Below are 21,436 nucleotides of genomic sequence, written 5' to 3'. Positions count from 1 at the left end.
CGAACATGCGATGGCGAGCGTGGCTGTTGATCCTGGCGTTGTGCGACGCGCATGCCGCGTCGCACTATTACGCGCCGATGACGTTCTATCCGCGCGACGCCGTGCGCGTCTCGCGCTTTGCGGTGACGCCCGGCGCGATGCAGGTGCCCTACGGCGCGGGCGCGAAAGTCGGGGAAGGCGACTTCTATATCGTCTCGAACGCCTCGTTCAAGGCATTGACGGCGCACCAGCAAGCGGACGGCACGATCGCGCTCGTCCAGTCGAAATGGACGCCCGAGCTCGCCGCGGCGCAGATATGGACCGTCGATAAAGAGGGCAGCGGCTTTCGCCTGTATTCGAAGCTCTACGGACGATACGTGACGCTCGGCGCGCGCGTGGATCTCGAAGCGCCATCGGGCGAAGCGCGGCAGAACTGGAGCATCGAAGCCGATGCGAACGCGGTGACCATCGCGGCGACCGGCACGAAGACGGGTCTCGTCGTCGCGCATCATGCGCTGCGCGACGGCGCGTTGGTCGAAGCGAACGCGCAGGCCGGGCAATGGCGTCTGTACGAGGTGCACAACGAAGACGCCGAACATGCGTATCGCACGCTCGATGCAGCCCCGCAATCGACCTATGACAACGCCGCGAAGCGCTATCACCTGAGCGCGTATGCGCCCGATGCGATCGAAGCCGACAGGCTCGGCGGCTTTCGCTGGACCGACTCTCATCCGTCGGGGCTGTATGTGTCGAAGGGCGAGTCCGTCGTGATCGACGTAAGCGGTCTCGCCGACGACGGCCCCGATGGCCTCGTCATCATGGTCGGCAACAAGAACGGCTTCTACCGGCGTCAGCCCGCGGGCGATCCGCAGATGATCCTCGCGACGGAAGGGCGCAATGAATTCGTCGCGTCGCGCGATGGCCTGCTTTACTTCGAATATATCGATAGCGGATTCAACGAGCGGCCGCGTACTTCCGTCGATGTCTTCGTGCGCGAAGGCGGCCGTGCCGTGCCGTTCTATGTCGAAGGCACGACGACGCTCCTCGAATGGCGCGCGATGCTGCAACGCTACGCCGATGCGCCGCTCGTCGAGATGGTCGGCAGGCGCACGATGTTCACCGTCGCGCGTTCGATGTACGACAAGGCGGGCGCGGCGGACCCGGCCACGCTGCTCGGCTATGTCGAGCGCGTCATGGGCTATCACGATGAACTGGCCGGGCTCGACGGATCGAGCGCGCTCGATGCGCCTTCGCCATTGCGCGTGCATTTCGTGCAGGACGCGATTTCCACGCACGCGGAGTTGCAGAACACGTATCTGTATGCGACGTACTACATGATCGGCCTGCCTTTGAACAGCGCCGCCGAGACTTTGCTTCAGCCCGCGAGGGCCGATGAATGGGGCGTGTGGCACGAGATGGGCCACATGTATCAGCAATGGGACTGGACATGGCCGGGCGTCACGGAGACGACGGTGAACCTCTACTCGCTGCATGCGTTGCAACGTCTCGGTACGCCGATGGCCTCGCCGTTGCTGCAGGTGGTCGATGCGCGCGGCAGAAAGAACCGGCTGGATCTCGCGGCGCTTTACCTTGCGCAGCCGACGCGCAATTTTCTCGACGATGCATCGTTTCCGGTGCCATCCGAAGCGCTCTGGATCAGGCTCGTGATGTACGAACAGTTGCGCCGCGCGCTCGGCGACGGCTTCTATGCGCGGCTGCACAAGTATTATCGGTTGCATCCGCTGACGGAGGATGAAGGCGGCGAGAAGCGCGAAGTGCAGAACTTCGTGCTGCGCGCGTGTATCGCGGCGAATCTGGATTTGAGGGATTTCTTCGAGCGATGGGGACTGCCGGTCGACGCGGGCACGCGCGCGGCGATCGGTGGGTTGAAGCTGAAGGCGCCGGCGATGGATTTGACGCGTACGAGGATTTGAAGCGTCGAACGAGGTAATGAAAACGTATATACTTTCGCAGTATCGAATGCGGGAGCGTGTCATGCCAAAGGAAGCGGTTTTTACGATGAAGCTGGAGCCGGAGTTGCGAGAAGAATTCATGGCCGCTGCCGATGCCGCGCACCGGCCCGCATCTCAGGTGCTTCGCGAGTTGATGCGAGAGTTCATCCAGCGTCAGCGTGAAGCGCGCGAATACGATGTGTATCTACGTGAAAAGGTCGAGGTCGCTCGCAAGTCGATGCGCGACGGCCGAGGGCAATCGAACGATGAGGTCGAAGCGAAGTTTGCCGCTCGCCGCGCTCGAACGGCGGGTAAAGCATGACGGTAGTGTGGACGCCTGAGGCGTTGCAGGACCGCGAAGATGTGTGGGATTACATTGCAGAAGACAATCCGGCAGCGGCAGCTCGCATGGACGAACTGTTCAGCGCAGTGGCCGGGCGTTTGGCTATTCACGCGCAACTCGGACGACCCGGGAAGATAGCCGGCACGCGGGAAATGATTGCGCACGAGAACTATCGGTTGGTCTACGAAATCGACGGCGATGATGTCTGGGTGCTGGCGCTGGTTCATACGTCGCGTCGATGGCCGCCACCACGTAGATAGACTCCGGGAAATCCCAAAAAAAGACGCCGACGCGCGAGGCGTCGGCCAAGTTCTGGCTTTACGAGGGCTGCCAGAAACGCTTCGATACGTCACGCCGCATCGGCGAGTCGCATGCTCCGGGACTCGTCACGCCGCGTCGTCCTGCGCCTTGTCATCGCGCGGCCGATACGCGCGCCGGGCACGTTATCGATGCCGAATGCGGGCCTTGCAAGAAAGAAGCCCTGCGCGAGGACATGCGGCCACTGTGCGAGCCACTGCGCCTGCGCCGCCGTCTCGACACCCTCGACGACGATCGCCACCTTGAGCCGCGTCAGTAGCGCAAGCACCGACGAGAACACCAGACACGCATTCGGGCAGCGCGGCGCTTCGGCCAGCAGTTCCTTTGCGATTTTCACAGTGCCGAAGTCGATCGGACCGAGCGCCGCTAGACACGAATAGCCCGTGCCGAAATCGTCCATCGCCACGCTCACGCCTTTGTTCTTCAGACGCCTCACTACCTTCGGCATCGACGGCATGCGCGCCAGATCCTCGCTCTCCAGCAATTCGAGCTCGATGCAATCGGGCGTGAGCCCGTGCGCGCGGCAGATCGAGTCCATGCGATCCGCGAAGCCGGGCAGCGCCGCGACCGATGGCGGCACGTTCACCGCGACCGAATAATGCGCGCCGCCGCGTGCTCGCCATGCCTCGACTTCCGACGCAACGGCGTCCAGCACGAACCATGTGAATTCGCGCATGATCTCCGCGTCCTTGAACGCATCGCTGAATGCGCCCGGCAGCAATACGCCGTACTCCGGATGACGCCAGCGAATCAACGCTTCCATTTGCGCGAGTTCGCCGCTGTCGACTCGGTATATTCCCTGATAGGCGATGCAGAATTCTCCGGCCTTGAGGCCATCGAGTATGCGATGCCTGAATGCATGATCCGAGTTCGGCGCGGCTTTCGCGACAGGCGAGCCGTGTGTCGTTCTGTTCATGCTTGAGCCATCCCCTCCCAGTTGGTCGTGGGAGCGGTTGCACGACTCATGCCAGCCACGGCGTCTGTGTGCGATACGAAGCGGTTCACGCCGGTCTTCCATGCAGGATAACGTTTGCGCGCCGTCTCAGACCGTCACGCTTGCGCTACAGAGCGTTACGTTGCGTTCAGGGTTACGTAGCGAATTCGTGACGTGTTACGCGCTATGTGGGGTGCCGCACATAAGCGGCAGTTGCATTGAGCGGCATTGAGATGCGATTTTGCAGTTTGTGCCGGACGATCCTGGAACATTTGCAATCCCGACTAGCGACCTATGGACCGCGAGTGCCGGTCATCGCGCGATCAAAAAGCAATCTCCCGCGAACTTGATCGTCAGGCGGTCGCGGTCTGCTCCACTGGCCGCATCCGTTCGAGCGCGCTGCCGTCCTCGCGGAACAGATGCACGTGGCGAATGCTGAAGCCCGCGTTCAGCCGTTGTCCTTCGACGGCGGTGGATTCGCCCGAGCCTTTCACCTGAATCACGAGCTCGTTCGGCAGCCGCACATGCAACAGCGTCTCGCCGCCGAGATGCTCGATCACCATGACTTCGCCGGACAGGCCGCTGTCGATATCGCCGCCGCATGCCTCGATGAAATGCTCGGGCCGTATGCCGAGCGTGAGCGTTTCGCCCGCTCTCACCGTCGAAGCGGCGAACGGCAGAGTAAGCGGCTCGCCGCCGGGCAATTCGATGGTGACGCCCGCGGCATCGACGCGCATCACGCGCACGTCCATGAAGTTCATCTTCGGCGAGCCGATGAAGCCCGCAACGAAGCGATTGTGCGGCGTGCGATAGAGCTCGAGCGGCGAGCCGATCTGCTCGACGCGGCCGTGATTCAGCACGACGATGCGATCGGCCATCGTCATGGCTTCGGTCTGATCGTGCGTGACGTAGATCATCGTCGCGTTGAGTTGCTTGTGCAGCTTGATGAGTTCGAGGCGCATCTGCACGCGCAACGCGGCATCGAGATTGGAGAGCGGTTCGTCGAAGAGAAAGACCTTCGGTTCGCGCACGATCGAGCGGCCAATCGCGACGCGTTGACGCTGCCCGCCCGACAACGCGCGCGGACGCCGTTCGAGCAACTGGCCGATCTGCAGGATTTCCGCCGCGCGATGCACGCGCTCCTTGATCTGCGCTTCGGGCAGCTTGAGCATGCGCAGCCCGAACGCGATGTTCTCGTACACCGACATGTGCGGATAGAGCGCATACGACTGAAACACCATCGCGACGCCGCGTTGCGAGGGTTCGAGATCGGTCACGTCTTCGCCGCCGATCAGCACTTGCCCCGAGTCGCTGCGCTCCAGTCCGGCGATGGTGCGAAGCAAGGTGGATTTTCCGCAACCCGAAGGACCGACGAAGACCATGAACTCGCGATCGGTCACCTCGATGTCCACGCCCTTCAGAACATCCACGCCCGCAAAGGCCTTGCGAATTTGCTGCAAATGAACTGCGCTCATACGTTGTCTCCCTGTGCCGCTGCGGCAATGCAGCATCGGACGCATCGTCGAATTTCTTCTTGACAACCTGTTCGCGCCAAAATATACAATTGTAAAACCGAAATTACAAGTGAAACGACGCAGGACAAAACCGAACCCGCAAGCCTCACCCGCTCGATAAAAACCAAGGAGACAGGCATGAAGAAGCGCTTCATCCCGGCCACGCAGCTCGGGCCGATCAAACACGTCGCGGCAGTCGTTCTTCTGGCGGCGAGCGCGGCGTTCGCCGCATCGAACGCGCAAGCCTGGACTCTGAAGGAAGCGGCGCAGCCGTATTCGGGCACCACGATCAAGGCCATCTTTCTCGATCGTCCCGGCTACAAGGCCGCGCAGCAACTGATCCCGCAGTTCGAGAAAGAGACGGGCATCAAGGTGCGCTGGGAAGTGATTCCGTACGAAAACACGCGCGAGAAGGAAGTGCTCAACTTCGTGGGCGGCGGCGATCAGGACATCGTGCTCGTTGATGTCGTGTGGATCGGCGAATTCGCGAGCAACAAGTGGCTCGTGCCGATCAAGAAGTTCACCGACGATCCGAAGCTCGCGGACCCGAGCCTGAATCTCAAGGGCTTTTTCCCGATCCTGCTCGATTCGTTCGGCACGTGGGACAAGGTTACGTACGGTCTGCCGTTCGATAATTATTCCGGTCTCATGTTCTACAACAAGTGCATGTTGAAGGACGCGGGTTTCGACGAGCCGCCGAAGACCTGGGACGAGTTGCTCAACACCTATGCGCCGAAGCTCACGAAGGGCGACAAGTTCGCCTTCGCGTTGCAGTCGCGGCGCGGCGAGACACAATCTGCGGACAGCTTCATGCGTGTGCTGTGGCCGAACGGCGGCTCGCTGCTCGATGCGAAGTTCAAGTCGAATCTGATGTCGCCGCAATCGCAGGCGGGCCTCGAATACCGGCAGAAGCTGATGAAGTACATGCCGCCGGGCATCGTCGACTTCGATCATGCGGAAGCGGTGAACGCGCTTGCGCAAGGCCAGGTCGCGATGATCACGGAGTGGTCCGCGTTCTATCCGACGCTGACCGATCCGAGCAAGTCGAAGCTCGGCAACTGTCTTGCAATCACCACCGAGCCGAAGGGTCCCGCCGGCCTCAAGCCCGCGCTCGGCGGCTTCTCGCTTGCCGTGAACGCGAAGTCGAACGCGAAGAAGCAGGCGGCGTCGTGGCTCTTCATTCAGTGGATCACGTCCGAAGCGATGGCGAAGCCTTATCTCGAAGCGGGCGGCGTGCCGGCGCGCATGGCGATCTATCAGGACAAGGCCGTGCAGGACAAGTACCCGTTCGTGAAGCCGATGGTCGAATCGTGGCAGGGCGGCGTGCCGGATTATCGTCCGCGCTTCCCGGAATGGCCGGCCGTGTCGGAAGTCATCGGCGAATGGGGCAGCAAGATGATGCTCGGCCAGGTGACGGTGAAGGAAGGCGCGCAGACCATCGGTCAGAAGACCGAGGACATCCTGAAGAAAGCGGGCTATTACGACGGCAAGAAGCCTTTGCTGAAGTAATTTCATTCAAGGAACCGGAGGCGACGAATGGCATCACCTGCAATACGTGCGCGAGGGCCGCGCAAGCCCGCGCGCTATTTCGGCATCGTGCCGCGCTCGCCCGCCTTCTGGTTCCTGATACCCGCAATCGCCGCGCTCGCGATCATCGGCATCTACCCGCTGCTGCTCGCGCTCTATAACTCGTTTCATCAATACAAGCTCGCGGATCTGGCTTCGGGCACGCCGTTCATCGGCGTCGACAACTATGTTGCGACGCTGACCGATCCGAGCTTCTGGGGCGCGCTCGGACGCACGGCACTGTTCCTGTGCCTCACGTTGCCGATCGAGATCGCGCTCGGGCTCTTCGCCGCGCTCATGCTTCATCGCGTGGAATTGCCGTGGATGCGCGCGGCGGCGCGTGTCAGCCTCGTCATTCCGATGGCGACGACGTATGCGGTCGTCGGCCTCATCGGGCGGTTGATCTTCAATCGTCAGTTCGGCGTGGCGAACTATCTGACCGGTCTCATCGGCATTCCGCCGCAGGACTGGCTCGCGGACCCGACGCTCGCGTTCGTCTCCGTGATGATCATGGATATCTGGCAATGGACGCCGTTCTGCGCGCTGATCCTGCTCGCCGGACTGTCGATGGTGCCGAAGGAAGCCGAGGAAGCCGCGCGCCTCGAAACGCCGAAGTGGAGCATGATTCTCTGGCACTTGCAGCGTCCGTATCTGCTTCCGGGCCTCACGGCCATTCTCATTCTTCGCTCCGCCGACATGCTCAAGATGTTCGACGCCGTCTTCACCATGACGCGCGGCGGACCCGGAGCCGCGACGGAATTCATCAGCGTCTATATCCAGCGCGTGGGCTTTCGTCTCTTCGATCAGGGCATGGCGTCCGCACAGGCGATCATCCTGCTCATCCTGACGATCGTGCTGTCGCGTCTTTATATCCGTTTCGTGTATCGGGAGGCCGCGTGAGTTCGATCGACATGCCAGTCACGCAGCGCGCCAAGCGCGCACGCGCCGCGAGAAAACGCGCCACGGTATGGCATTTTCTCGGTCTCGTCGTCGTGTTTCTGTCCTCGGTGTTTCCGTTCTACTGGATGGTCACGACGAGCCTGAAAAGCCAGGCCGACGCGCTCGCATATCCACCGAAGTGGCTCTTCTCGCCGACATTTCATCACTACTCGGCGGCGCTCTTCGAGCATGACGTGGCGGGCAGTCTGCTGAACTCGCTCATCATCGCGAGCAGCACGACGGTGCTCGCGATCCTGCTCGGCACGCCCGCCGCATATGCGCTCGCGCGCTACGAATTTCGCGGCAAGGAAGACCTGTGGTTCTGGTTCATCTCGAACCGCATGGTGAGCCCGGTCGTGCTCGCGGTGCCGTTCTTCCTGATCGCGACGAAGCTCGATCTCGTCGATACGCATATCGTGCTGATCCTGCTGTATCTGACGTTCTCGTTGCCGATCGTTGTATGGATTTGCACCGATCAGTTCCGCAACATCCCGGTGGAACTCGACGAAGCCGCGCGCCTCGACGGCGCATCGCCGTGGCGCGTGTTCTGGCGCATCAATCTGCCGCTCGCGATGCCGGGCATCGTCGTCTCCGCGATCTTCGCGTTCATCTTCTCGTGGAACGATCTGCTCTATGCGCTCGTGCTGACGCGCAGCGACGCGATCACATCGCCCGTCGCCGCGACGAGCTATATGAGCGGCTATGAGTTGCCGTGGGGCGAGATCATGGCGACGGGCACGCTGATCGTGCTGCCGATGGTCGTGTTCGCGCTGCTCGTGTCGGGCCGACTGGTGCAAGGCCTGACGATGGGCGCGGTGAAATAGAATGCCGCGGCCTTTCATCAAACAATGGACAGCATGACCACAAGCATGAGCAAGAGCGCACCGCCCATCGCCATCGCGGAAGCGGACGATTCCATCGATTCGGAAGAAGAGCTGCAGGCGCGCGTCGCGTGGCATTACTATGTCGGCAATCTGACGCAGCAGGAGATCGCGCAACGCATCGGCAGCAACCGCGTGCGCGTGAACCGGCTGCTCGCCGCGAGCCGCGAATCCGGTCTCGTGCAGATCACGATCAACAGCAAGATCGCGCCTTGCGTCGCGCTGGAAGAAGCGCTCGCGAAACGCTTCGGCCTCGAATGCGCGGTCGTCGTGCCGACCGGCGCGAACAACGAAGCGAACAACGCGGCGCTCGGCATCGGCGCGGCGTCGTACTTCGCGAAGCAGATAGTGGCAGGGCAAACCATCGGTCTCGGCTGGGGCCGCACGATTCGCGCCGTGCTGCGCGCGATGCCGCAGCGCACGTATGGCGCGGTGTCGGCGGTGTCGTTGCAGGGCGGGCTGTCGCATTGTCCGAGCATCAATACGTTCGATATCGTGTCGGACTTCGCGAACATCTGCCGCGCCGATGGCTATCTCTTCGCCGCGCCGATCTACGTGAGCAGCCAGAAGGCGCGCGACGTGATCCTTCAGGAAGAAACCGTGCGCGAGACGTACGAACTCGCGCGCAACGCCGACCTCGCGTTGCTCACGTGCGGCGATCTGACGGAATCGCTCGTCGTGACTTACGGCATCGACAATCCCGAGCAACTGCGCACGCTGCAGAAGGCGGGCGCGGTCGGCGACATGCTCGGCCATTTCATGGATGAAGACGGCGAGCTGATCGATCATCCGCTGAACCGGCGCACCGTCGCGATCACGCTGGACGACTTGCGCCGCGTGAAGCGCGTGATTCTCGTGAGCGGCGGCAAGAAGAAATTCCATGTGACGCGCGCGGCGTTGCGCGGGCGTTATCCATCGGTGCTCGTGACCGACGAAGACACCGCAAGACGTCTGTGCGACGAGCCTTGAAGACGACACCATGACAGCCATCGACAGAAACCGCGAGTTCGCGGGCAAGACCGTGCTCGTCACGGGCGCGGGCAAGGGCATCGGTCACGCCACGGTGCATCTGCTGATCGAGCGCGGCGCGCGCGTGATCGCACTGAGCCGCAGCGCCACCGACCTCGATGCGTTGAAGAAGGAGACGGGCTGCGAAACCATCGCCGTCGATCTCGCCGATGCTCACGCTGCGCGCGAAGCGGCGCGTGCGGTTCAGCCCGTCGATCTGCTGGTGAACAACGCGGGTATCGCTATCCTGGAGCCGTTTCTCGACACGACCGTCGAAGCCTTCGACATGACGATGAACGTGAATCTGCGCGCCACGATGATCGTCGCGCAGGAGTGCGCGAAGAGCATGATCGCGCACGGCGTGGGCGGGTCGATCGTCAACGTGTCGAGTCTGTCGGCGAATGTGGGCTTTGCGCTGCACGCCGCGTATTGCGCATCGAAAGGCGGACTCGACGCCATGACGCGCGTGATGGCGAACGAACTCGGTCCGCATGGCATCCGCGTGAACGCCGTGCTGCCGACCGTCACGATGACGCCCATGGGCGAGCGCGCCTGGAGCGATCCCGCCAAGTCCGCACCGATGCTCGCCCGCATACCGATGAACCGCTTCGTGCAGCCGGTCGAAGTGGCGCGAACGATCGCCTATCTGCTCTCCGAAGATTCGAGCATGGTGAGCGGCGTGAGTCTGTTGGTCGACGGCGGATTCCAGTCCTGTTGAACCCGCCAATTTCTCTAATCAAAGGAACGACGATGGAAGCACTGGTTCTCGAGGAAGCACGACGCATCAGCTTGCGTCCGTTCAGCCTGCCGCAGGTCGTGGGTCCGCGCGACGTGCGCATCAAGATTCATACGGTCGGCATTTGCGGCAGCGATATTCATTACTACCAGCATGGCCGCATCGGACCGTTCGTCGTCAACGAGCCGATGGTGCTCGGGCACGAGGCATCGGGCACGGTGGTCGAAGTGGGCGACGAAGTGAAGCATCTGAAGGCCGGCGATCGGGTATGCATGGAGCCGGGCGTGCCGGACATGGAGTCGCGCGCATCGCGCGAAGGTCTGTACAACCTCGATCCGAAAGTGCGCTTCTGGGCGACGCCGCCGGTCAACGGCTGTCTCGCGCCTTATGTCGTGCATCCGGCCGCGTTCACGTACAAGCTGCCGGATAACGTGAGCTTCGCGGAAGGGGCGATCGTCGAGCCATTGTCGATCGGCCTGCAGGCCGCGAAGAAAGCCGCGATCAAACCGGGCGACGTGGCCGTCGTGCTCGGCGCGGGCACGATCGGCATGATGTGCGCGCTCGCCGCGCTCGCCGGTGGCTGCAGCCGCGCGATCGTCTGCGATCTCGTGCAGGAGAAGCTCGATCTGATCGGCGCTGTGCAAGGCGTGACCGCCGTGAACATTCGCGACCGGCGCGTACTCGATGTCGTCAACGAACTGACAGACGGTTGGGGCGCGGACATCGTGCTGGAGGCGAGCGGCAACGAGAAGGCGTTCGACGGCATCGTCGATCTGCTGTGTCCCGGCGGCTGCCTCGTGCTCGTCGGCATGCCGCAGCACGCGATACCGCTCGATGTGGTCGCGGTGCAGATCAAGGAGGCGCGCATCGAATCGGTGTTTCGCTACGCCAATATCTTTCCGCGTGCAATTCAGTTGATCGCATCGGGCAAGCTCGATGTGAAGCCGTTCATCTCGCGCACGTTTCCGTTCGCGGAAGGCATCAAGGCATTCGAGGAAGCGGCGAGCGGCGTGCCGACCGACGTGAAGGTGCAGATCGTACTGGAAGAATGAGATCGCGATTCATATGACGCGCCACAGGCTGCATCGGCGCGTCAGAACGGCGCCTCGGCCACATGCCACAGCACGCCGGAGGGATCGAACACGAAGCCGACCTTCATTCCCCAGCTCTGCATCGCGGGCGCACGCGCGGGATTGACTGCGAAGCGCTCGCTCAAGCTCTCGGGGTTCACGTCGCGCCACCACGCGTCGACGTCGCGCACGAGCAGTTGGAGCATGCAGTTTTCCGCGAACTCCTTCACGTAGAAGTTCTGCAGAATGAAGCTGAAGCTTTCGGCTTTCAGCATCGCGATGTTGTCGTCCTGATGCGTGATGCGAAAGCCCAATGCTTCATAGAAGCGCTTGGACAGGTCGAAGTCTTTGGCGGGGACAAAAGGGCGCAGCGAGAGAAGTTGGTTCATCGGGAAGGATCGAGTGGGATAAAAGGCGTAGTGTAGTGCCGCAAGCATGTCACGAAAGCGACACGCCCAGCAACTTGCCGAGTCCGAACGTGCAACCCGCGGCGACCATGCCGATCAGCACTTGCCGCGTCGCCGAAAAGATCGCGCCACGTCCATTGAACAGCGACGTGAACACGCCGATGCCCGCCAGGCCGAGTCCGCTCAACACGATACATTGCGCGATGCCGGTAGCGCCGCTGGCCCACAGAAACGCGATGGCCGGAATGATCGCGCCCACCGCGAACAACGTGAAGGATGCGAGCGCGGCGGTCCAGGGATTGCCGCCAAGCTCGCGCGGATCGAGGCCGAGTTCCTCGCGCGTCAACGTATCCAGAGCCTTGTCCTTGTCGCGCATGATCTGGGCGGCGACGCGCCTGGCTTCTGCGGCGTCGATGCCTTTCGCCTGATAGATGAGCGCGAGCTCGTGGCGCTCCGCATCGGGCATGTGGTCCAGCTCGTCCTTTTCCTTCGCGATTTGCGTGCGCGCGAGTTCGCGTGCGTTGGTCACTGAGAGCCACTCGCCGAGCGCCATCGACGCTGCGCCTGCAACAAGGCCCGCGAATGCCGTAAGCAGCACCGTTCTGCTGTCGCTGCCCGCGCCCGCGACGCCCATGATGAGGCAGAAGTTCGACACGAGGCCATCGTTCGCGCCAAGCACCGCTGCCCGCAAATCATTGCCCGAGGCCACGCCGCGATGCCACGATTCCGCCGCTGCAATCGCGCCTCCTTTGCTCAAACCCTTGTTGCGATTCGCCACGTCCTGCACGATATCCGCGTGATGCCGTTCCTCCGCCGACATCTGCGCCGCATCGGGCTGGCTCGCATATTTGTCGCGATCGGCCATTTCGCCGGCGGCGACCGAGCGCAACACGAAGTCCGGTCCGAACGTCCGGGCGAGCGTGCGCATGATCCGCGTTTTCGCGCCGATGCGATGCGTTCGCACCGATACGCCGTTCGCCCGCAATTTCGCGGCCCATATGTCGGCGTGACGCCGCTCCGCCTCGGCCAGTTCCGCATAGACGCGCCGCTTGTCTTCCTGCTTTTCGGCTTGTGCGAGCGTGTCGTATAGCGCGGCGCTGTCGAGTTCGTCGGCGAGATTGGAGCTGAAGCGTTTGAGTTCGGTCTGGGACGCCATGACGTCACCTTTTATCGTTCGTCTCGTTGATTAAAGAGTAAAGACGAACGACGTGTCTCGTCGCTAATATCCCTAAGATACGCGTTGAGTGAGAATGGAATCGCGTCTCATCGTCGTCGTTATTTAGTCGCAGCCTGCTTGCGATGAGACGGCAGCATGCGCGCCAGCGTGTTATCGCGCAAGACGAACTGATGAAACAGCGCCGCACCGACATGCAGGCCCACGAGCGCGAGCAGCACCCACGCGAACACGCGATGCCAGTCGCCGAGCGCGTGGCCGACCGGCGATCCGGTGGGCGAAAGCGGCGGCATCGGGATCGACGCGAACAGCGTGACGGACCAGTCCCGCGACGACGCATTGGCCCAGCCCATCAACGGCACCGCGATCAGCAGGAGGTAAAGCAGCCAGTGCGTGTATCGCCCGAGGGCGCGCAAGGCGGCCGGCAAGGTTGCGGGCTCGGGCGGCGCGGCATGCATGCTGCGCCAGAGAAGGCGCACGAATACGAGCAGAACGATCGCGACGCCGACGCCCAGGTGCCACGCGATCAAACCAACGGGCTTCGTGTCGCGATGTACGTCCGGCATCGTCCAGGCGAGCACGTACTGAACGAGCAGGAGCAGTGCGGTAATCCAGTGAAAGAGACGTGCGGGCGTATTGTAAGCAGACGCGGATTCAAGTCGCATGGGCCGATCCTCCGATGAGACCGCAATTGTCGGAGAACAGGCTTAACGGAGCCTTAGGGCCACGGCTTTCCGTGATTCATCGGTCAGGCAACTGAGATAGTATGGCTTTCAGGGCTTGCGGCATAAAGGTGCCCCCAGCGACCACGCTCCTTCCCGACTACACGCATCACGATGACTCCCCATACGATCCACGCCGCCACATCGTTGAGCGAAACGAACACGTCCGGCGCACCGCCCGTGCCCACTTCGTTCGCGCTCTTCAAGGCTTTCTTTTTTATCGGACTGACGGGTTTCGGCGGCGTATTGCCGTGGGCGCGGCGCATGCTGGTGGAGCGTCTGGGCTGGCTCACGAATCGCGAGTTCGCGGAGTTGTTGCCGCTCGCTCAATTGCTGCCGGGCCCGAACGTCGCGAACATCGCGACCGTGCTCGGGCGGCAATATCGCGGCGCGAAGGGCGCGGCGATCGCGGTGTTCGGGCTGTATCTCGCGCCGACCATCATCACGATCGGCGTCGGTTATGCGTATGCCCGGTGGGGACATGCGGCGATCACCGAACATCTCTTCGCGGGACTCATGCCAGCCGCGACGGGGCTCGTGATCGCGACCGTGCTCAAGCTCGTGACGAGTCTGCCCCGCAGCGTGGCGAGCATCGTGCTCGTGGCGGCAACGTTCATCGGCATTGCGCTGATGAAGATTCCGCTTCTGATCGTGCTTGCCGTGCTCGGGCCGCTCGGCACGATCGCGATGCTGCGCCGCGCGCGCAAGGATTGACGCGATGTGGAGCACGCTCGCCGATCTTTTCGTGCATGGCTCGATCTGGTCACTGCTCGCCGTGGGCGGCATGAATGCCACGCTCGCCGATATCCAGCGTTATGCGGTCGATACGCGTCACTGGGTCACGGGCGAGCAGTTCGTCACGTTCTTCTCGATCACGCAGGCCGCGCCGGGTCCGAACGGCATGGCGGTCGCGTTGATCGGCTTTCAGGCGGCAGGGCTTGCCGGTGCGCTCGTTTCGACGGTCGCGAAGATCCTGCCTTCTTCCTTGATGGCCTACTTCGTGAGCGCATGGGTGGAGCGCAGGCAGGACTCGCGCATCGTTACCGCGATTCGCAAGGGACTCGCACCCGTGACCGTGGGCTTGCTCGTATCGGCCGCTTATGTGTTTGCGCGCGAGACGGATGTGAACGTGTCGCGCGCGCTTTGTACGGTCGTATGCGCGGCGGTCGCTTATCGCAGCAAGCTCAATCCGATCTATCTCGTCGCGGCGAGCGCGCTCCTCGGTCTCGCGGGCGTGTTCGGCTGATTGCCTAGCCGACGAGCGCTGCATCCACATCGACGATGATCTTGCCGCGCGCCGTGCCATCCAGCAGCGCTTCGTAAGCACGCTCGGCGCTGTTCAAGTCGAAGCGTCTCGCATCGATGCGAGGCACGAGCTTGCCCGCTTCGGCAAGCCGCTTCGCTTCATACAGCATCTCGCCGTGATGCGCGCGATGCTGTCCCGTCAATAGCGGATGCAGCGTGAACACGCCCGAATAACTTGCCTCGCGAAACGAAAGCGGCGCGAGCGCATGAGTGCCCCATCCCAGCGCGCTGACGACATGACCGAAGTGCTTTACCGCTGCAAACGATGCATCGAGTGAAGCGCCGCCGACCGTATCGACGACGAGATCGAAGCCCGCGCCATTCGTATGCGCCGCGACGTACTGCTCGACGCTCGTCTTGCGGTAATCGATCGGCGTCGCATCGAGGCTATGAATGAAGGCGTGATCGCGCTCGCTTGCGGTCGCGAATACATGCGCGCCGAGTGCGCGCGCGAGTTGCACGGACACGTGCCCGACGCCACCGGCGCCGCCTTGCACGAGCACGGTTTGTCCCACATGTAAGTGCGCGCGATCGACGATGCCCGCATAAGACGTGATGAAAGCGAGCGGCAGCGCGGCCGCGTGGCGCATCGAAAGATTCGCGGGCTTATGCGCGAGAAGCGCGGCATCGACCGCGGCATATTGCGCGAGCGAACCCTGAATGCCGCCGACACCACCTGTCATGCCATAGACCGCATCGCCCGGCTTGAACGCATCGACGCCCGCACCGACTGCTTCGACGACACCGGCCATATCGATGCCGAGCACGAGCGGAAGCGGATGTTTCGCATGGGCGGCGGCGCCCGCGCGGATCTTCGTGTCGAGCGGATTGAGCCCGCTCGCCGCGATGCGCACGAGTACTTGCCCCGGCCCAGGTTCGGGACGATCGAACTCGACGAGTTCGAGCGGGCCGTTATGACGATTGAGTACGAGTGCTTGCATGGTGGACATCGTGGGCTCCCGGAAACATTGAAGGTTGATTGCAATGCGCTCATACTCCGCCATGCACGTTGGCATGTAAATCGACAGAACTGCACGGCGTTCATACGAAAATGAATGGAGCGAATCTCGAATGGAGTGACGTTCGCATCTTCCTCGCGATCGCCCGAAGCGGTACGCTCGGCGCGGCCGCGAGGATGATCGGGCAAACCCAGCCGACGATGGGGCGGCGACTGCGCGCGCTCGAAGAATCGCTGGGTCATGTGCTTTTCCAGCGTACGAGCGATGGTTTCGTACTGACCGACGAAGGCGCGGCCGTGCTTTCGTATGCCGAACGCATGGAAGAAGAGGCGCTCGGCTTCACGCGTGCGCTCGCGGGTCAGGACGCGAAGCTCACGGGCTTGCTGCGGGTTTCATCGTCGGACTGGTTCGGCGTGCATGTGCTTACGCCGATATTCGCGCGCTTTCTCGCGAAACATCCCGAGGTATCGATCGAACTCGTCACCGATGCGCGGCGCTATAACCTTGCGCGGCGCGAGGCGGATCTCGTGTTTCGCATCACGCCATTCGATGAACCGGATGTCGTACAGCGCAAGCTCATGCATATCGATTACGCGCTGTATGGACGCGCTGATCTCAAATCACCGAAAGCGGGTGATGGAAAAGGGCAGGCGCTCATCAGCATGGATAGCGCATTCGATCAGTTGCCGGACGTGCTTTGGGTAAAGCGCATGTTGCCGAAGGCAAAGATCATTTTCGGCAGCAATAATCGCGATGCGCAAGCGCATATGTGTGCCCAAGGTGCGGGCTACGCGGTTCTGCCATGTCCTCTCGGCGATGCCGATACGCGCCTTGCGCGCTTCGATCTTGGCGAAGCGCCGCCGGGGAGGGACGTATGGCTCGGTTATCACCGTGATCTCAAACGCGTCGCGCGACTGCGTGTCTTGCTGGACGAAACCATGGCAGCGCTTGGCGGAAATTGAATTGATTTACGCTGCAACTAACTGTCTTGTCGATTAGCATTCTTTAAATCCGTAAGGCTCGCGTCATTACCGGAGTTTCAGGCAATCAGGGCAATCAAAACAGCGCGCACCAATGTTAAGCGCGAGAACAAAGTTATCCGTGAGCGCGCCGCCATCCAAGCCTGATTTTTTAGTCGGCGCTACAATCCGGATGCCTGAAAACCGACTGCCGCCCCACGCAGTCGGCCATCTGCGATATCCGCCAAAACCTTATAAGCCGGAGCCGCTCATGACTACGCTTTCCATCAACGGCCAGAACCATACGGTCGATGCGCCGCCCGACATGCCGCTACTTTGGGTATTGCGCGACATCGTGGGACTGACAGGCACCAAGTTCGGCTGCGGCATCGCGCAATGCGGCGCGTGCACCGTTCATCTCGACGGCGTCGCCGTTCGTTCATGCGTGTTGCCGGTCGCGGCGGTCGGCGATCGCAAGGTGACGACGATCGAAGCGGTCGGCGACACGCCTGCCGGCAAGAAAGTGCAAGAAGCATGGCGTCGGCTCGATGTCGTGCAGTGCGGTTATTGCCAGTCCGGACAAGTCATGTCCGCGGCGGCATTGCTCACGACCGTTCCCGATCCCAACGATTCCGATATCGATGCCGCAATGGCGGGCAATATCTGCCGCTGCGGCACCTATCACCGCATCCGCGCGGCCATCAAGCAAGCCGCGAAGGAGGCGTGACATGTCGCAAGGATTGATTGAAGCGGGACGTCATGCGGCGCGCGCGGGGTTCTCGCGTCGCGCGTTTCTGAAGTTCGGTGTGACGGCGAGTGTCGCCGCAAGCGGCGGATTGCTGATCGGCTTCAGCCTTCCGGCCGCGAGCCAGGATCAGAACAAGGGCAAGTCGGTGATAGGCGGCGATGGCGTCGAGTCTCCGCAAGACGGCGTATTCGCGCCGAATGCTTTCGTGCAGATCGACAAGAGCGGCAAGATCGTGCTGATCATGCCGAAGGTCGAAATGGGTCAGGGCGTTTATACCGCGTTGCCCATGTTGATCGCCGAGGAACTCGACGTGCCGCTCGATAGCGTCACGATCGATCATGCACCGCCCAACGAAAAGCTTTTCACAGACCCGCTATTGGGCGGCCAGTTGACGGGCGGCTCGACTTCCGTGCGCTATGCATGGGAGCCGTTGCGCCGTGCGGGTGCGGCCGCGCGCATGATGCTTGTCGCGGCTGCGGCGCAGCAATGGCAATGCGATCCGTCGTCTTGCGTGGCGCAGGGCGGCAAGGTGATGCATGCGTCGGGCGATCGTAGCGCGAGTTATGCCGATCTCGCCGAAGCGGCCGCGAAATTGCCGGTGCCGCAAGACATCAAGCTAAAAGATGCGAATAGCTTCAAGATAATCGGCACGCCGGTCAGACGTCTCGATTCGCCGGAGAAAGTCGACGGCACCGCGATGTTCGGTCTCGACGTGCGATTGCCCGACATGCTCTATGCGGCTATCGTGAATTGCCCTGTATTCGGCGGCACGCTCGCATCGGTCGACGATAGCAACGCGAAAAAGATTCCCGGCGTGCGTCAGGTAGTGAAATTCGACAATGGCGTCGCGGTGATCGGCGACCATACGTGGGCTGCCAAGCGAGGCGCCGCCGCATTGCAGATTCAATGGAACGAAGGGCCGAGCGCTGGCGTATCGACGAAGCAGATCGTCGATGACATGGCGAATGCATCGCAACGCACGGGCGCTGTCGCGCGCAAGGAAGGCGACGTAAACGACGCGTTTTCAAAGGCGAAGACGCGTGTCGACGCCGTCTACGTCCAGCCTTTTCTCGCGCATGCGACGATGGAGCCGATCAACTGCACCGTGCATGTACGCCCCGATGGTTGCGATATCTGGCTCGGCACGCAAGTGCCTACGCGTATTCGCGATGCCGGAATGAAAGCGACCGGCTTGCCCGCCGACAAGATCGTCGTGCATAACCATCTGCTTGGCGGCGGCTTCGGCAGGCGGCTCGAATTCGACATGGCCACGCAAGCGCTCAAGATCGGCAAGGCGCTCGGCGTGCCCGTCAAGGTGACATGGTCGCGTGAGGAAGACATTCAGCACGACATGTATCGGCCGTGCTACTACGACAAGCTATCCGCGGGACTCGATGCGAACGGCAAGCCGGTCGCGTGGACGCATCGCATCGTCGGGTCATCGGTGCTCGCGCGTTTTGCGCCGCCGGCTGTCAAGGACGGTGTCGATCCCGACGCGGTCGAAGTGGCATCCGATCTTCCCTATGATTTGCCCAACCAGCTCGTCGATTACGTGCGGCTCGAACCGCATGACGTGCCCACCGCATTCTGGCGCGGCGTGGGACCGACGCGCGGTACTTTCGTCGTCGAAAGCTTTATCGATGAACTTGCGGTTCAGGCAAAAGCGGACCCCGTCGAATACAGACGTGCTCTGCTCGGCAAGTCGCCGCGTGCGCGTAACGTGCTCGACGTCGCGACACAGGCGGCCGCCTGGGGAAAGCAATCGGTTCCGCAAGGACAAGGGCGCGGCGTGTCGGTCATGCATGCGTTCGGCAGCTTCTTCTCGATCGTTGCGGATGTCACGGTCGACAAGGACGGCGCGGTGAAGGTGAACCGTATTGTATGTGCGGTGGATTGCGGCATGGTCGTGAATCCCAATACAGTCGAAGCGCAAGTGCAGGGCGGCATCATCTTCGGCATCACGGCTGCGCTTTATAGCGAAATCACGATCAAGGACGGGCGCGTCGAGCAAAGCAATTTCACCGATTATCGAATGCTGCGCATTCACGAAACGCCGCCGGTGGAAGTGCATATCGTAAAGAGCACGGAAGCGCCGGGCGGCATTGGCGAACCTGGCACAGCGGCGCTCGCGCCGGCTATCACCAATGCGATCCATGCAGCGACAGGCAAGCGGATAAGGCAGTTACCGGTAGGCAATCAATTGCAAAGCGCTTGAGGAGGCTGTCATGAGAAATGCATTCAAGCCTCTGATTGCGGCGTTGTTCGCATTCACGGCTTCGGCCCACGCGGCCGACGATGCGCTGGTCGCGCGTGGCGCGTATCTCGCCAGGGCGGGCGATTGCGTCGCGTGCCATTCGGCGCCGCGCGGCAAGCCACTTGCGGGCGGCTTGCCGATGACGACGCCATTGGGCGCGATCTACACGACCAATATCACGCCCGATCCGGACACAGGAATCGGCCGCTACACGGAAGAGGATTTCGCGCGGGCATTGCGTGAGGGCGTGGCCAAGGACGGCCACAATCTTTATCCGGCGATGCCCTATCCGTCTTATGCAAAGATCAACGATGAGGACATGCATGCCCTCTATGCTTATTTCATGCATGGCGTCACGGCTGTCAAGCAGGTGAATCGCGAGCCGGATATCAAATGGCCGCTCAATATGCGCTGGCCGTTGAAACTCTGGAACGTGGTGTTTCTCGACAAAGGCGTTTATCGAAGCAAGGCAGGCCAGGATGTAGCGTGGAATCGCGGCGCTTATCTGATTCAAGGCCTCGGACATTGCGGATCGTGTCATACCCCGCGCGGCATCGCGTTTCAGGAAAAAGGACTGGACGAAAGCAGCAGCGCATATTTGACGGGCGGCTTGCTCGATAACTGGTTCGCTTCCAATCTAACGGGCGAACACAATACGGGACTCGGACGCTGGTCCGAAAAGGATGTCGCGACTTTTCTAAAGACGGGCGCGAATGTTCATGCGTCGGCATTCGGCTCGATGACGAGCGTGATCAATAACAGCACGCAAGGACTAAGCGACGCCGATGTCAACGCAATGGCGCGGTACCTGAAATCATTGCCGGCATCGGGCGGGAATGGCGGCGCGCAGTATTCATATGATCCGAAAGCCACCAAAGTGTCATTGACACGCCCGGCCGCGACGGACTCGGGTGCGCGCGTCTACACGGCCTATTGCATGCATTGTCATGGCGTAGACGGCCGCGGCTTCGCGCCGATGCTCGCACCGCTTGCGGGTAATCCGAACGTGCTGGAAAAAGACCCGTCTTCGCTCATCAACGTCACGCTGAACGGTACCGGCGATCTCGTGCTGAATGGCGTACCCGCACCGTATCCGATGCCTCGTTATGCGCCGGTGCTGAGCGATCAGCAAGTCGCCGATGTGCTGACCTTCATTCGCGGCGCCTGGAACAACAACACAACAGCGGTCCCAACCGAGGACGTGGCGAAGATGCGCAAGGCGACGCAGGCAGCGCGCTAAGAAGAAAAATCGATGACATCCAGATGAATCGAACTGGATGGATGAGCGAGAAACTTTCGATGCACGCGAGCGCTGATCCGTTCGTAGCCGTCGCTGAGCGCCTTTAACAGGCGCTCATCGCTGGCACCGGCCGGCGCCCAGAAGCACTGCTCCAATGCCTTGCGCGTGATGTTGCACTGAATAGCCTGCTCGCGAGAGAACGCGACAAAGCTTACCGAGGCGCGGTCTGCCGAGATCGTGGCATGGATCGAGAGCTTGCTTGTCATGTTCCGACAGAAGAAATGCGGTTCGCTGGTTTTATTGTGTCAGAAATCTGCGAGTTCGCGCATCCTCGATTCAGCGCGAAACGTGCGCAAACGGCCAGAAGCAGGCGCAATGCGCACGCGGCATAGATAACATCAGATGATTTAAGCGAACGTTCGTTCATG

Annotated in this window: 22 protein-coding genes; 15 read left to right on the top strand and 7 right to left on the bottom strand. The window is 61.7% G+C overall.

The window, feature by feature from the left end; genetic code table 11:
• The first annotated feature begins 5 nt into the window (after window positions 1-5).
• The 3 genes from IAG25_RS07915 to IAG25_RS07905 all read left to right on the top strand — a co-directional run bounded on the left by IAG25_RS07915 (window position 6) and on the right by IAG25_RS07905 (window position 2,534).
• Window positions 6-1,913 carry a M60 family metallopeptidase gene (locus IAG25_RS07915; protein WP_187604348.1) on the top strand — a complete coding sequence of 636 codons (1,908 nt, stop codon included), beginning with the start codon at window positions 6-8 and terminating at the stop codon, window positions 1,911-1,913.
• 61 nt (window positions 1,914-1,974) lie between these two features.
• Window positions 1,975-2,253, top strand: coding sequence for an antitoxin of toxin-antitoxin stability system (locus IAG25_RS07910; RefSeq protein ID WP_187604347.1), 279 nt, complete (start codon window positions 1,975-1,977; stop codon window positions 2,251-2,253).
• Window positions 2,250-2,534, top strand: a complete 285-nt coding sequence (locus tag IAG25_RS07905; RefSeq protein WP_187604346.1) for a type II toxin-antitoxin system RelE/ParE family toxin — start codon at window positions 2,250-2,252, stop codon at window positions 2,532-2,534. The genes IAG25_RS07910 and IAG25_RS07905 overlap by 4 nt, the downstream gene beginning before the upstream one ends.
• Before the next feature lie 89 nt (window positions 2,535-2,623).
• On the opposite strand, the gene IAG25_RS07900 is transcribed toward IAG25_RS07905, so the two are convergent.
• Window positions 2,624-3,508 carry an EAL domain-containing protein gene (locus tag IAG25_RS07900; protein ID WP_187604345.1) on the bottom strand — a complete coding sequence of 295 codons (885 nt, stop codon included), beginning with the start codon at window positions 3,506-3,508 and terminating at the stop codon, window positions 2,624-2,626.
• A 371-nt stretch (window positions 3,509-3,879) separates the two neighbouring features.
• Complete coding sequence (locus IAG25_RS07895) at window positions 3,880-5,001, bottom strand: ABC transporter ATP-binding protein (RefSeq protein ID WP_187604344.1); 1,122 nt, start codon at window positions 4,999-5,001, stop codon at window positions 3,880-3,882.
• A 177-nt stretch (window positions 5,002-5,178) separates the two neighbouring features.
• Between IAG25_RS07895 and IAG25_RS07890 the strand changes: the two genes are divergently transcribed.
• The 6 genes from IAG25_RS07890 to IAG25_RS07865 are packed head-to-tail and all read left to right on the top strand — an operon-like array spanning window position 5,179 to window position 11,222.
• Window positions 5,179-6,549: an ABC transporter substrate-binding protein gene (locus IAG25_RS07890; protein ID WP_187604343.1), complete on the top strand. Its 1,371-nt coding sequence runs from the start codon at window positions 5,179-5,181 to the stop codon at window positions 6,547-6,549.
• 27 nt (window positions 6,550-6,576) lie between these two features.
• Window positions 6,577-7,506: a carbohydrate ABC transporter permease gene (locus tag IAG25_RS07885; protein WP_222946406.1), complete on the top strand. Its 930-nt coding sequence runs from the start codon at window positions 6,577-6,579 to the stop codon at window positions 7,504-7,506.
• 11 nt (window positions 7,507-7,517) lie between these two features.
• The gene (locus IAG25_RS07880; RefSeq protein WP_035505735.1) at window positions 7,518-8,369 is read left to right on the top strand and encodes a carbohydrate ABC transporter permease; all 852 of its coding nucleotides are present in this window, start codon (window positions 7,518-7,520) and stop codon (window positions 8,367-8,369) included.
• A gap of 45 nt (window positions 8,370-8,414) precedes the next feature.
• The gene (locus tag IAG25_RS07875) at window positions 8,415-9,395 is read left to right on the top strand and encodes a sugar-binding transcriptional regulator (protein ID WP_035505675.1); all 981 of its coding nucleotides are present in this window, start codon (window positions 8,415-8,417) and stop codon (window positions 9,393-9,395) included.
• Window positions 9,396-9,405: 10 nt separating this feature from the next.
• On the top strand, window positions 9,406-10,152 hold the full coding sequence (locus IAG25_RS07870; RefSeq protein WP_187604342.1) for an SDR family oxidoreductase: 747 nt from the start codon (window positions 9,406-9,408) through the stop codon (window positions 10,150-10,152).
• 32 nt (window positions 10,153-10,184) lie between these two features.
• Entirely contained in the window at window positions 10,185-11,222 is a 1,038-nt protein-coding gene (locus IAG25_RS07865) for an NAD(P)-dependent alcohol dehydrogenase (RefSeq protein ID WP_187604341.1), read from the top strand.
• Window positions 11,223-11,263: 41 nt separating this feature from the next.
• Here IAG25_RS07865 and IAG25_RS07860 read toward each other — a convergent pair whose 3' ends face one another.
• From IAG25_RS07860 to IAG25_RS07850, 3 genes are all read right to left on the bottom strand, one after another.
• Window positions 11,264-11,629, bottom strand: coding sequence for a VOC family protein (locus tag IAG25_RS07860; RefSeq protein ID WP_187604340.1), 366 nt, complete (start codon window positions 11,627-11,629; stop codon window positions 11,264-11,266).
• Window positions 11,630-11,678: 49 nt separating this feature from the next.
• The gene (locus tag IAG25_RS07855) at window positions 11,679-12,803 is read right to left on the bottom strand and encodes a VIT1/CCC1 transporter family protein (RefSeq protein WP_187604339.1); all 1,125 of its coding nucleotides are present in this window, start codon (window positions 12,801-12,803) and stop codon (window positions 11,679-11,681) included.
• Window positions 12,804-12,922: 119 nt separating this feature from the next.
• Window positions 12,923-13,486 carry a cytochrome b gene (locus IAG25_RS07850; RefSeq protein ID WP_187604338.1) on the bottom strand — a complete coding sequence of 188 codons (564 nt, stop codon included), beginning with the start codon at window positions 13,484-13,486 and terminating at the stop codon, window positions 12,923-12,925.
• A 171-nt stretch (window positions 13,487-13,657) separates the two neighbouring features.
• Here IAG25_RS07850 and IAG25_RS07845 point away from each other — a divergent pair, with 171 nt between their 5' ends.
• Window positions 13,658-14,257: a chromate transporter gene (locus tag IAG25_RS07845; protein WP_187604337.1), complete on the top strand. Its 600-nt coding sequence runs from the start codon at window positions 13,658-13,660 to the stop codon at window positions 14,255-14,257.
• A 4-nt stretch (window positions 14,258-14,261) separates the two neighbouring features.
• Complete coding sequence (locus tag IAG25_RS07840; RefSeq protein WP_187604336.1) at window positions 14,262-14,789, top strand: chromate transporter; 528 nt, start codon at window positions 14,262-14,264, stop codon at window positions 14,787-14,789.
• Between the two features lie 4 nt (window positions 14,790-14,793).
• Here the strand turns inward: IAG25_RS07840 and IAG25_RS07835 are convergent, their stop codons facing one another.
• Entirely contained in the window at window positions 14,794-15,798 is a 1,005-nt protein-coding gene (locus IAG25_RS07835) for a zinc-dependent alcohol dehydrogenase family protein (protein ID WP_187604335.1), read from the bottom strand.
• A 101-nt stretch (window positions 15,799-15,899) separates the two neighbouring features.
• Here IAG25_RS07835 and IAG25_RS07830 point away from each other — a divergent pair, with 101 nt between their 5' ends.
• The 4 genes from IAG25_RS07830 (at window position 15,900) to IAG25_RS07815 (ending at window position 21,008) form a co-directional block, all read left to right on the top strand.
• Window positions 15,900-16,769, top strand: a complete 870-nt coding sequence (locus tag IAG25_RS07830; RefSeq protein ID WP_187604334.1) for a LysR family transcriptional regulator — start codon at window positions 15,900-15,902, stop codon at window positions 16,767-16,769.
• A 268-nt stretch (window positions 16,770-17,037) separates the two neighbouring features.
• Window positions 17,038-17,493 (top strand): (2Fe-2S)-binding protein, encoded by a 456-nt coding sequence (locus IAG25_RS07825; protein ID WP_187604333.1) that lies wholly within the window; start codon window positions 17,038-17,040, stop codon window positions 17,491-17,493.
• A 1-nt stretch (window position 17,494) separates the two neighbouring features.
• On the top strand, window positions 17,495-19,729 hold the full coding sequence (locus IAG25_RS07820; RefSeq protein ID WP_187604332.1) for a xanthine dehydrogenase family protein molybdopterin-binding subunit: 2,235 nt from the start codon (window positions 17,495-17,497) through the stop codon (window positions 19,727-19,729).
• Window positions 19,730-19,739: 10 nt separating this feature from the next.
• Window positions 19,740-21,008, top strand: coding sequence for a cytochrome c (locus IAG25_RS07815; protein ID WP_187604331.1), 1,269 nt, complete (start codon window positions 19,740-19,742; stop codon window positions 21,006-21,008).
• Here the strand turns inward: IAG25_RS07815 and IAG25_RS07810 are convergent.
• Window positions 21,005-21,274: a DUF1488 family protein gene (locus IAG25_RS07810; protein WP_035505640.1), complete on the bottom strand. Its 270-nt coding sequence runs from the start codon at window positions 21,272-21,274 to the stop codon at window positions 21,005-21,007. The genes IAG25_RS07815 and IAG25_RS07810 overlap by 4 nt on opposite strands.
• Between the last annotated feature and the right edge of the window lie 162 nt (window positions 21,275-21,436).

Source organism: Caballeronia sp. EK (genome assembly GCF_014384845.1).
Taxonomy (GTDB): domain Bacteria; phylum Pseudomonadota; class Gammaproteobacteria; order Burkholderiales; family Burkholderiaceae; genus Caballeronia; species Caballeronia jiangsuensis.
Note: the sequence above shows the minus strand (reverse complement) of the source record. Positions and strands in the feature narration are given on the sequence as shown.

Coding starts and splice junctions, on each gene's coding strand:
- IAG25_RS07915 (WP_187604348.1), top strand. CDS start 6: ATGCGATGGCGAGCGTGGCTGTTGATCCTGGCGTTGTGCGACGCGCAT.
- IAG25_RS07910 (WP_187604347.1), top strand. CDS start 1,975: ATGCCAAAGGAAGCGGTTTTTACGATGAAGCTGGAGCCGGAGTTGCGA.
- IAG25_RS07905 (WP_187604346.1), top strand. CDS start 2,250: ATGACGGTAGTGTGGACGCCTGAGGCGTTGCAGGACCGCGAAGATGTG.
- IAG25_RS07900 (WP_187604345.1), bottom strand. CDS start 3,508: ATGAACAGAACGACACACGGCTCGCCTGTCGCGAAAGCCGCGCCGAAC.
- IAG25_RS07895 (WP_187604344.1), bottom strand. CDS start 5,001: ATGAGCGCAGTTCATTTGCAGCAAATTCGCAAGGCCTTTGCGGGCGTG.
- IAG25_RS07890 (WP_187604343.1), top strand. CDS start 5,179: ATGAAGAAGCGCTTCATCCCGGCCACGCAGCTCGGGCCGATCAAACAC.
- IAG25_RS07885 (WP_222946406.1), top strand. CDS start 6,577: ATGGCATCACCTGCAATACGTGCGCGAGGGCCGCGCAAGCCCGCGCGC.
- IAG25_RS07880 (WP_035505735.1), top strand. CDS start 7,518: ATGCCAGTCACGCAGCGCGCCAAGCGCGCACGCGCCGCGAGAAAACGC.
- IAG25_RS07875 (WP_035505675.1), top strand. CDS start 8,415: ATGAGCAAGAGCGCACCGCCCATCGCCATCGCGGAAGCGGACGATTCC.
- IAG25_RS07870 (WP_187604342.1), top strand. CDS start 9,406: ATGACAGCCATCGACAGAAACCGCGAGTTCGCGGGCAAGACCGTGCTC.
- IAG25_RS07865 (WP_187604341.1), top strand. CDS start 10,185: ATGGAAGCACTGGTTCTCGAGGAAGCACGACGCATCAGCTTGCGTCCG.
- IAG25_RS07860 (WP_187604340.1), bottom strand. CDS start 11,629: ATGAACCAACTTCTCTCGCTGCGCCCTTTTGTCCCCGCCAAAGACTTC.
- IAG25_RS07855 (WP_187604339.1), bottom strand. CDS start 12,803: ATGGCGTCCCAGACCGAACTCAAACGCTTCAGCTCCAATCTCGCCGAC.
- IAG25_RS07850 (WP_187604338.1), bottom strand. CDS start 13,486: ATGCGACTTGAATCCGCGTCTGCTTACAATACGCCCGCACGTCTCTTT.
- IAG25_RS07845 (WP_187604337.1), top strand. CDS start 13,658: ATGACTCCCCATACGATCCACGCCGCCACATCGTTGAGCGAAACGAAC.
- IAG25_RS07840 (WP_187604336.1), top strand. CDS start 14,262: ATGTGGAGCACGCTCGCCGATCTTTTCGTGCATGGCTCGATCTGGTCA.
- IAG25_RS07835 (WP_187604335.1), bottom strand. CDS start 15,798: ATGTCCACCATGCAAGCACTCGTACTCAATCGTCATAACGGCCCGCTC.
- IAG25_RS07830 (WP_187604334.1), top strand. CDS start 15,900: ATGAATGGAGCGAATCTCGAATGGAGTGACGTTCGCATCTTCCTCGCG.
- IAG25_RS07825 (WP_187604333.1), top strand. CDS start 17,038: ATGACTACGCTTTCCATCAACGGCCAGAACCATACGGTCGATGCGCCG.
- IAG25_RS07820 (WP_187604332.1), top strand. CDS start 17,495: ATGTCGCAAGGATTGATTGAAGCGGGACGTCATGCGGCGCGCGCGGGG.
- IAG25_RS07815 (WP_187604331.1), top strand. CDS start 19,740: ATGAGAAATGCATTCAAGCCTCTGATTGCGGCGTTGTTCGCATTCACG.
- IAG25_RS07810 (WP_035505640.1), bottom strand. CDS start 21,274: ATGACAAGCAAGCTCTCGATCCATGCCACGATCTCGGCAGACCGCGCC.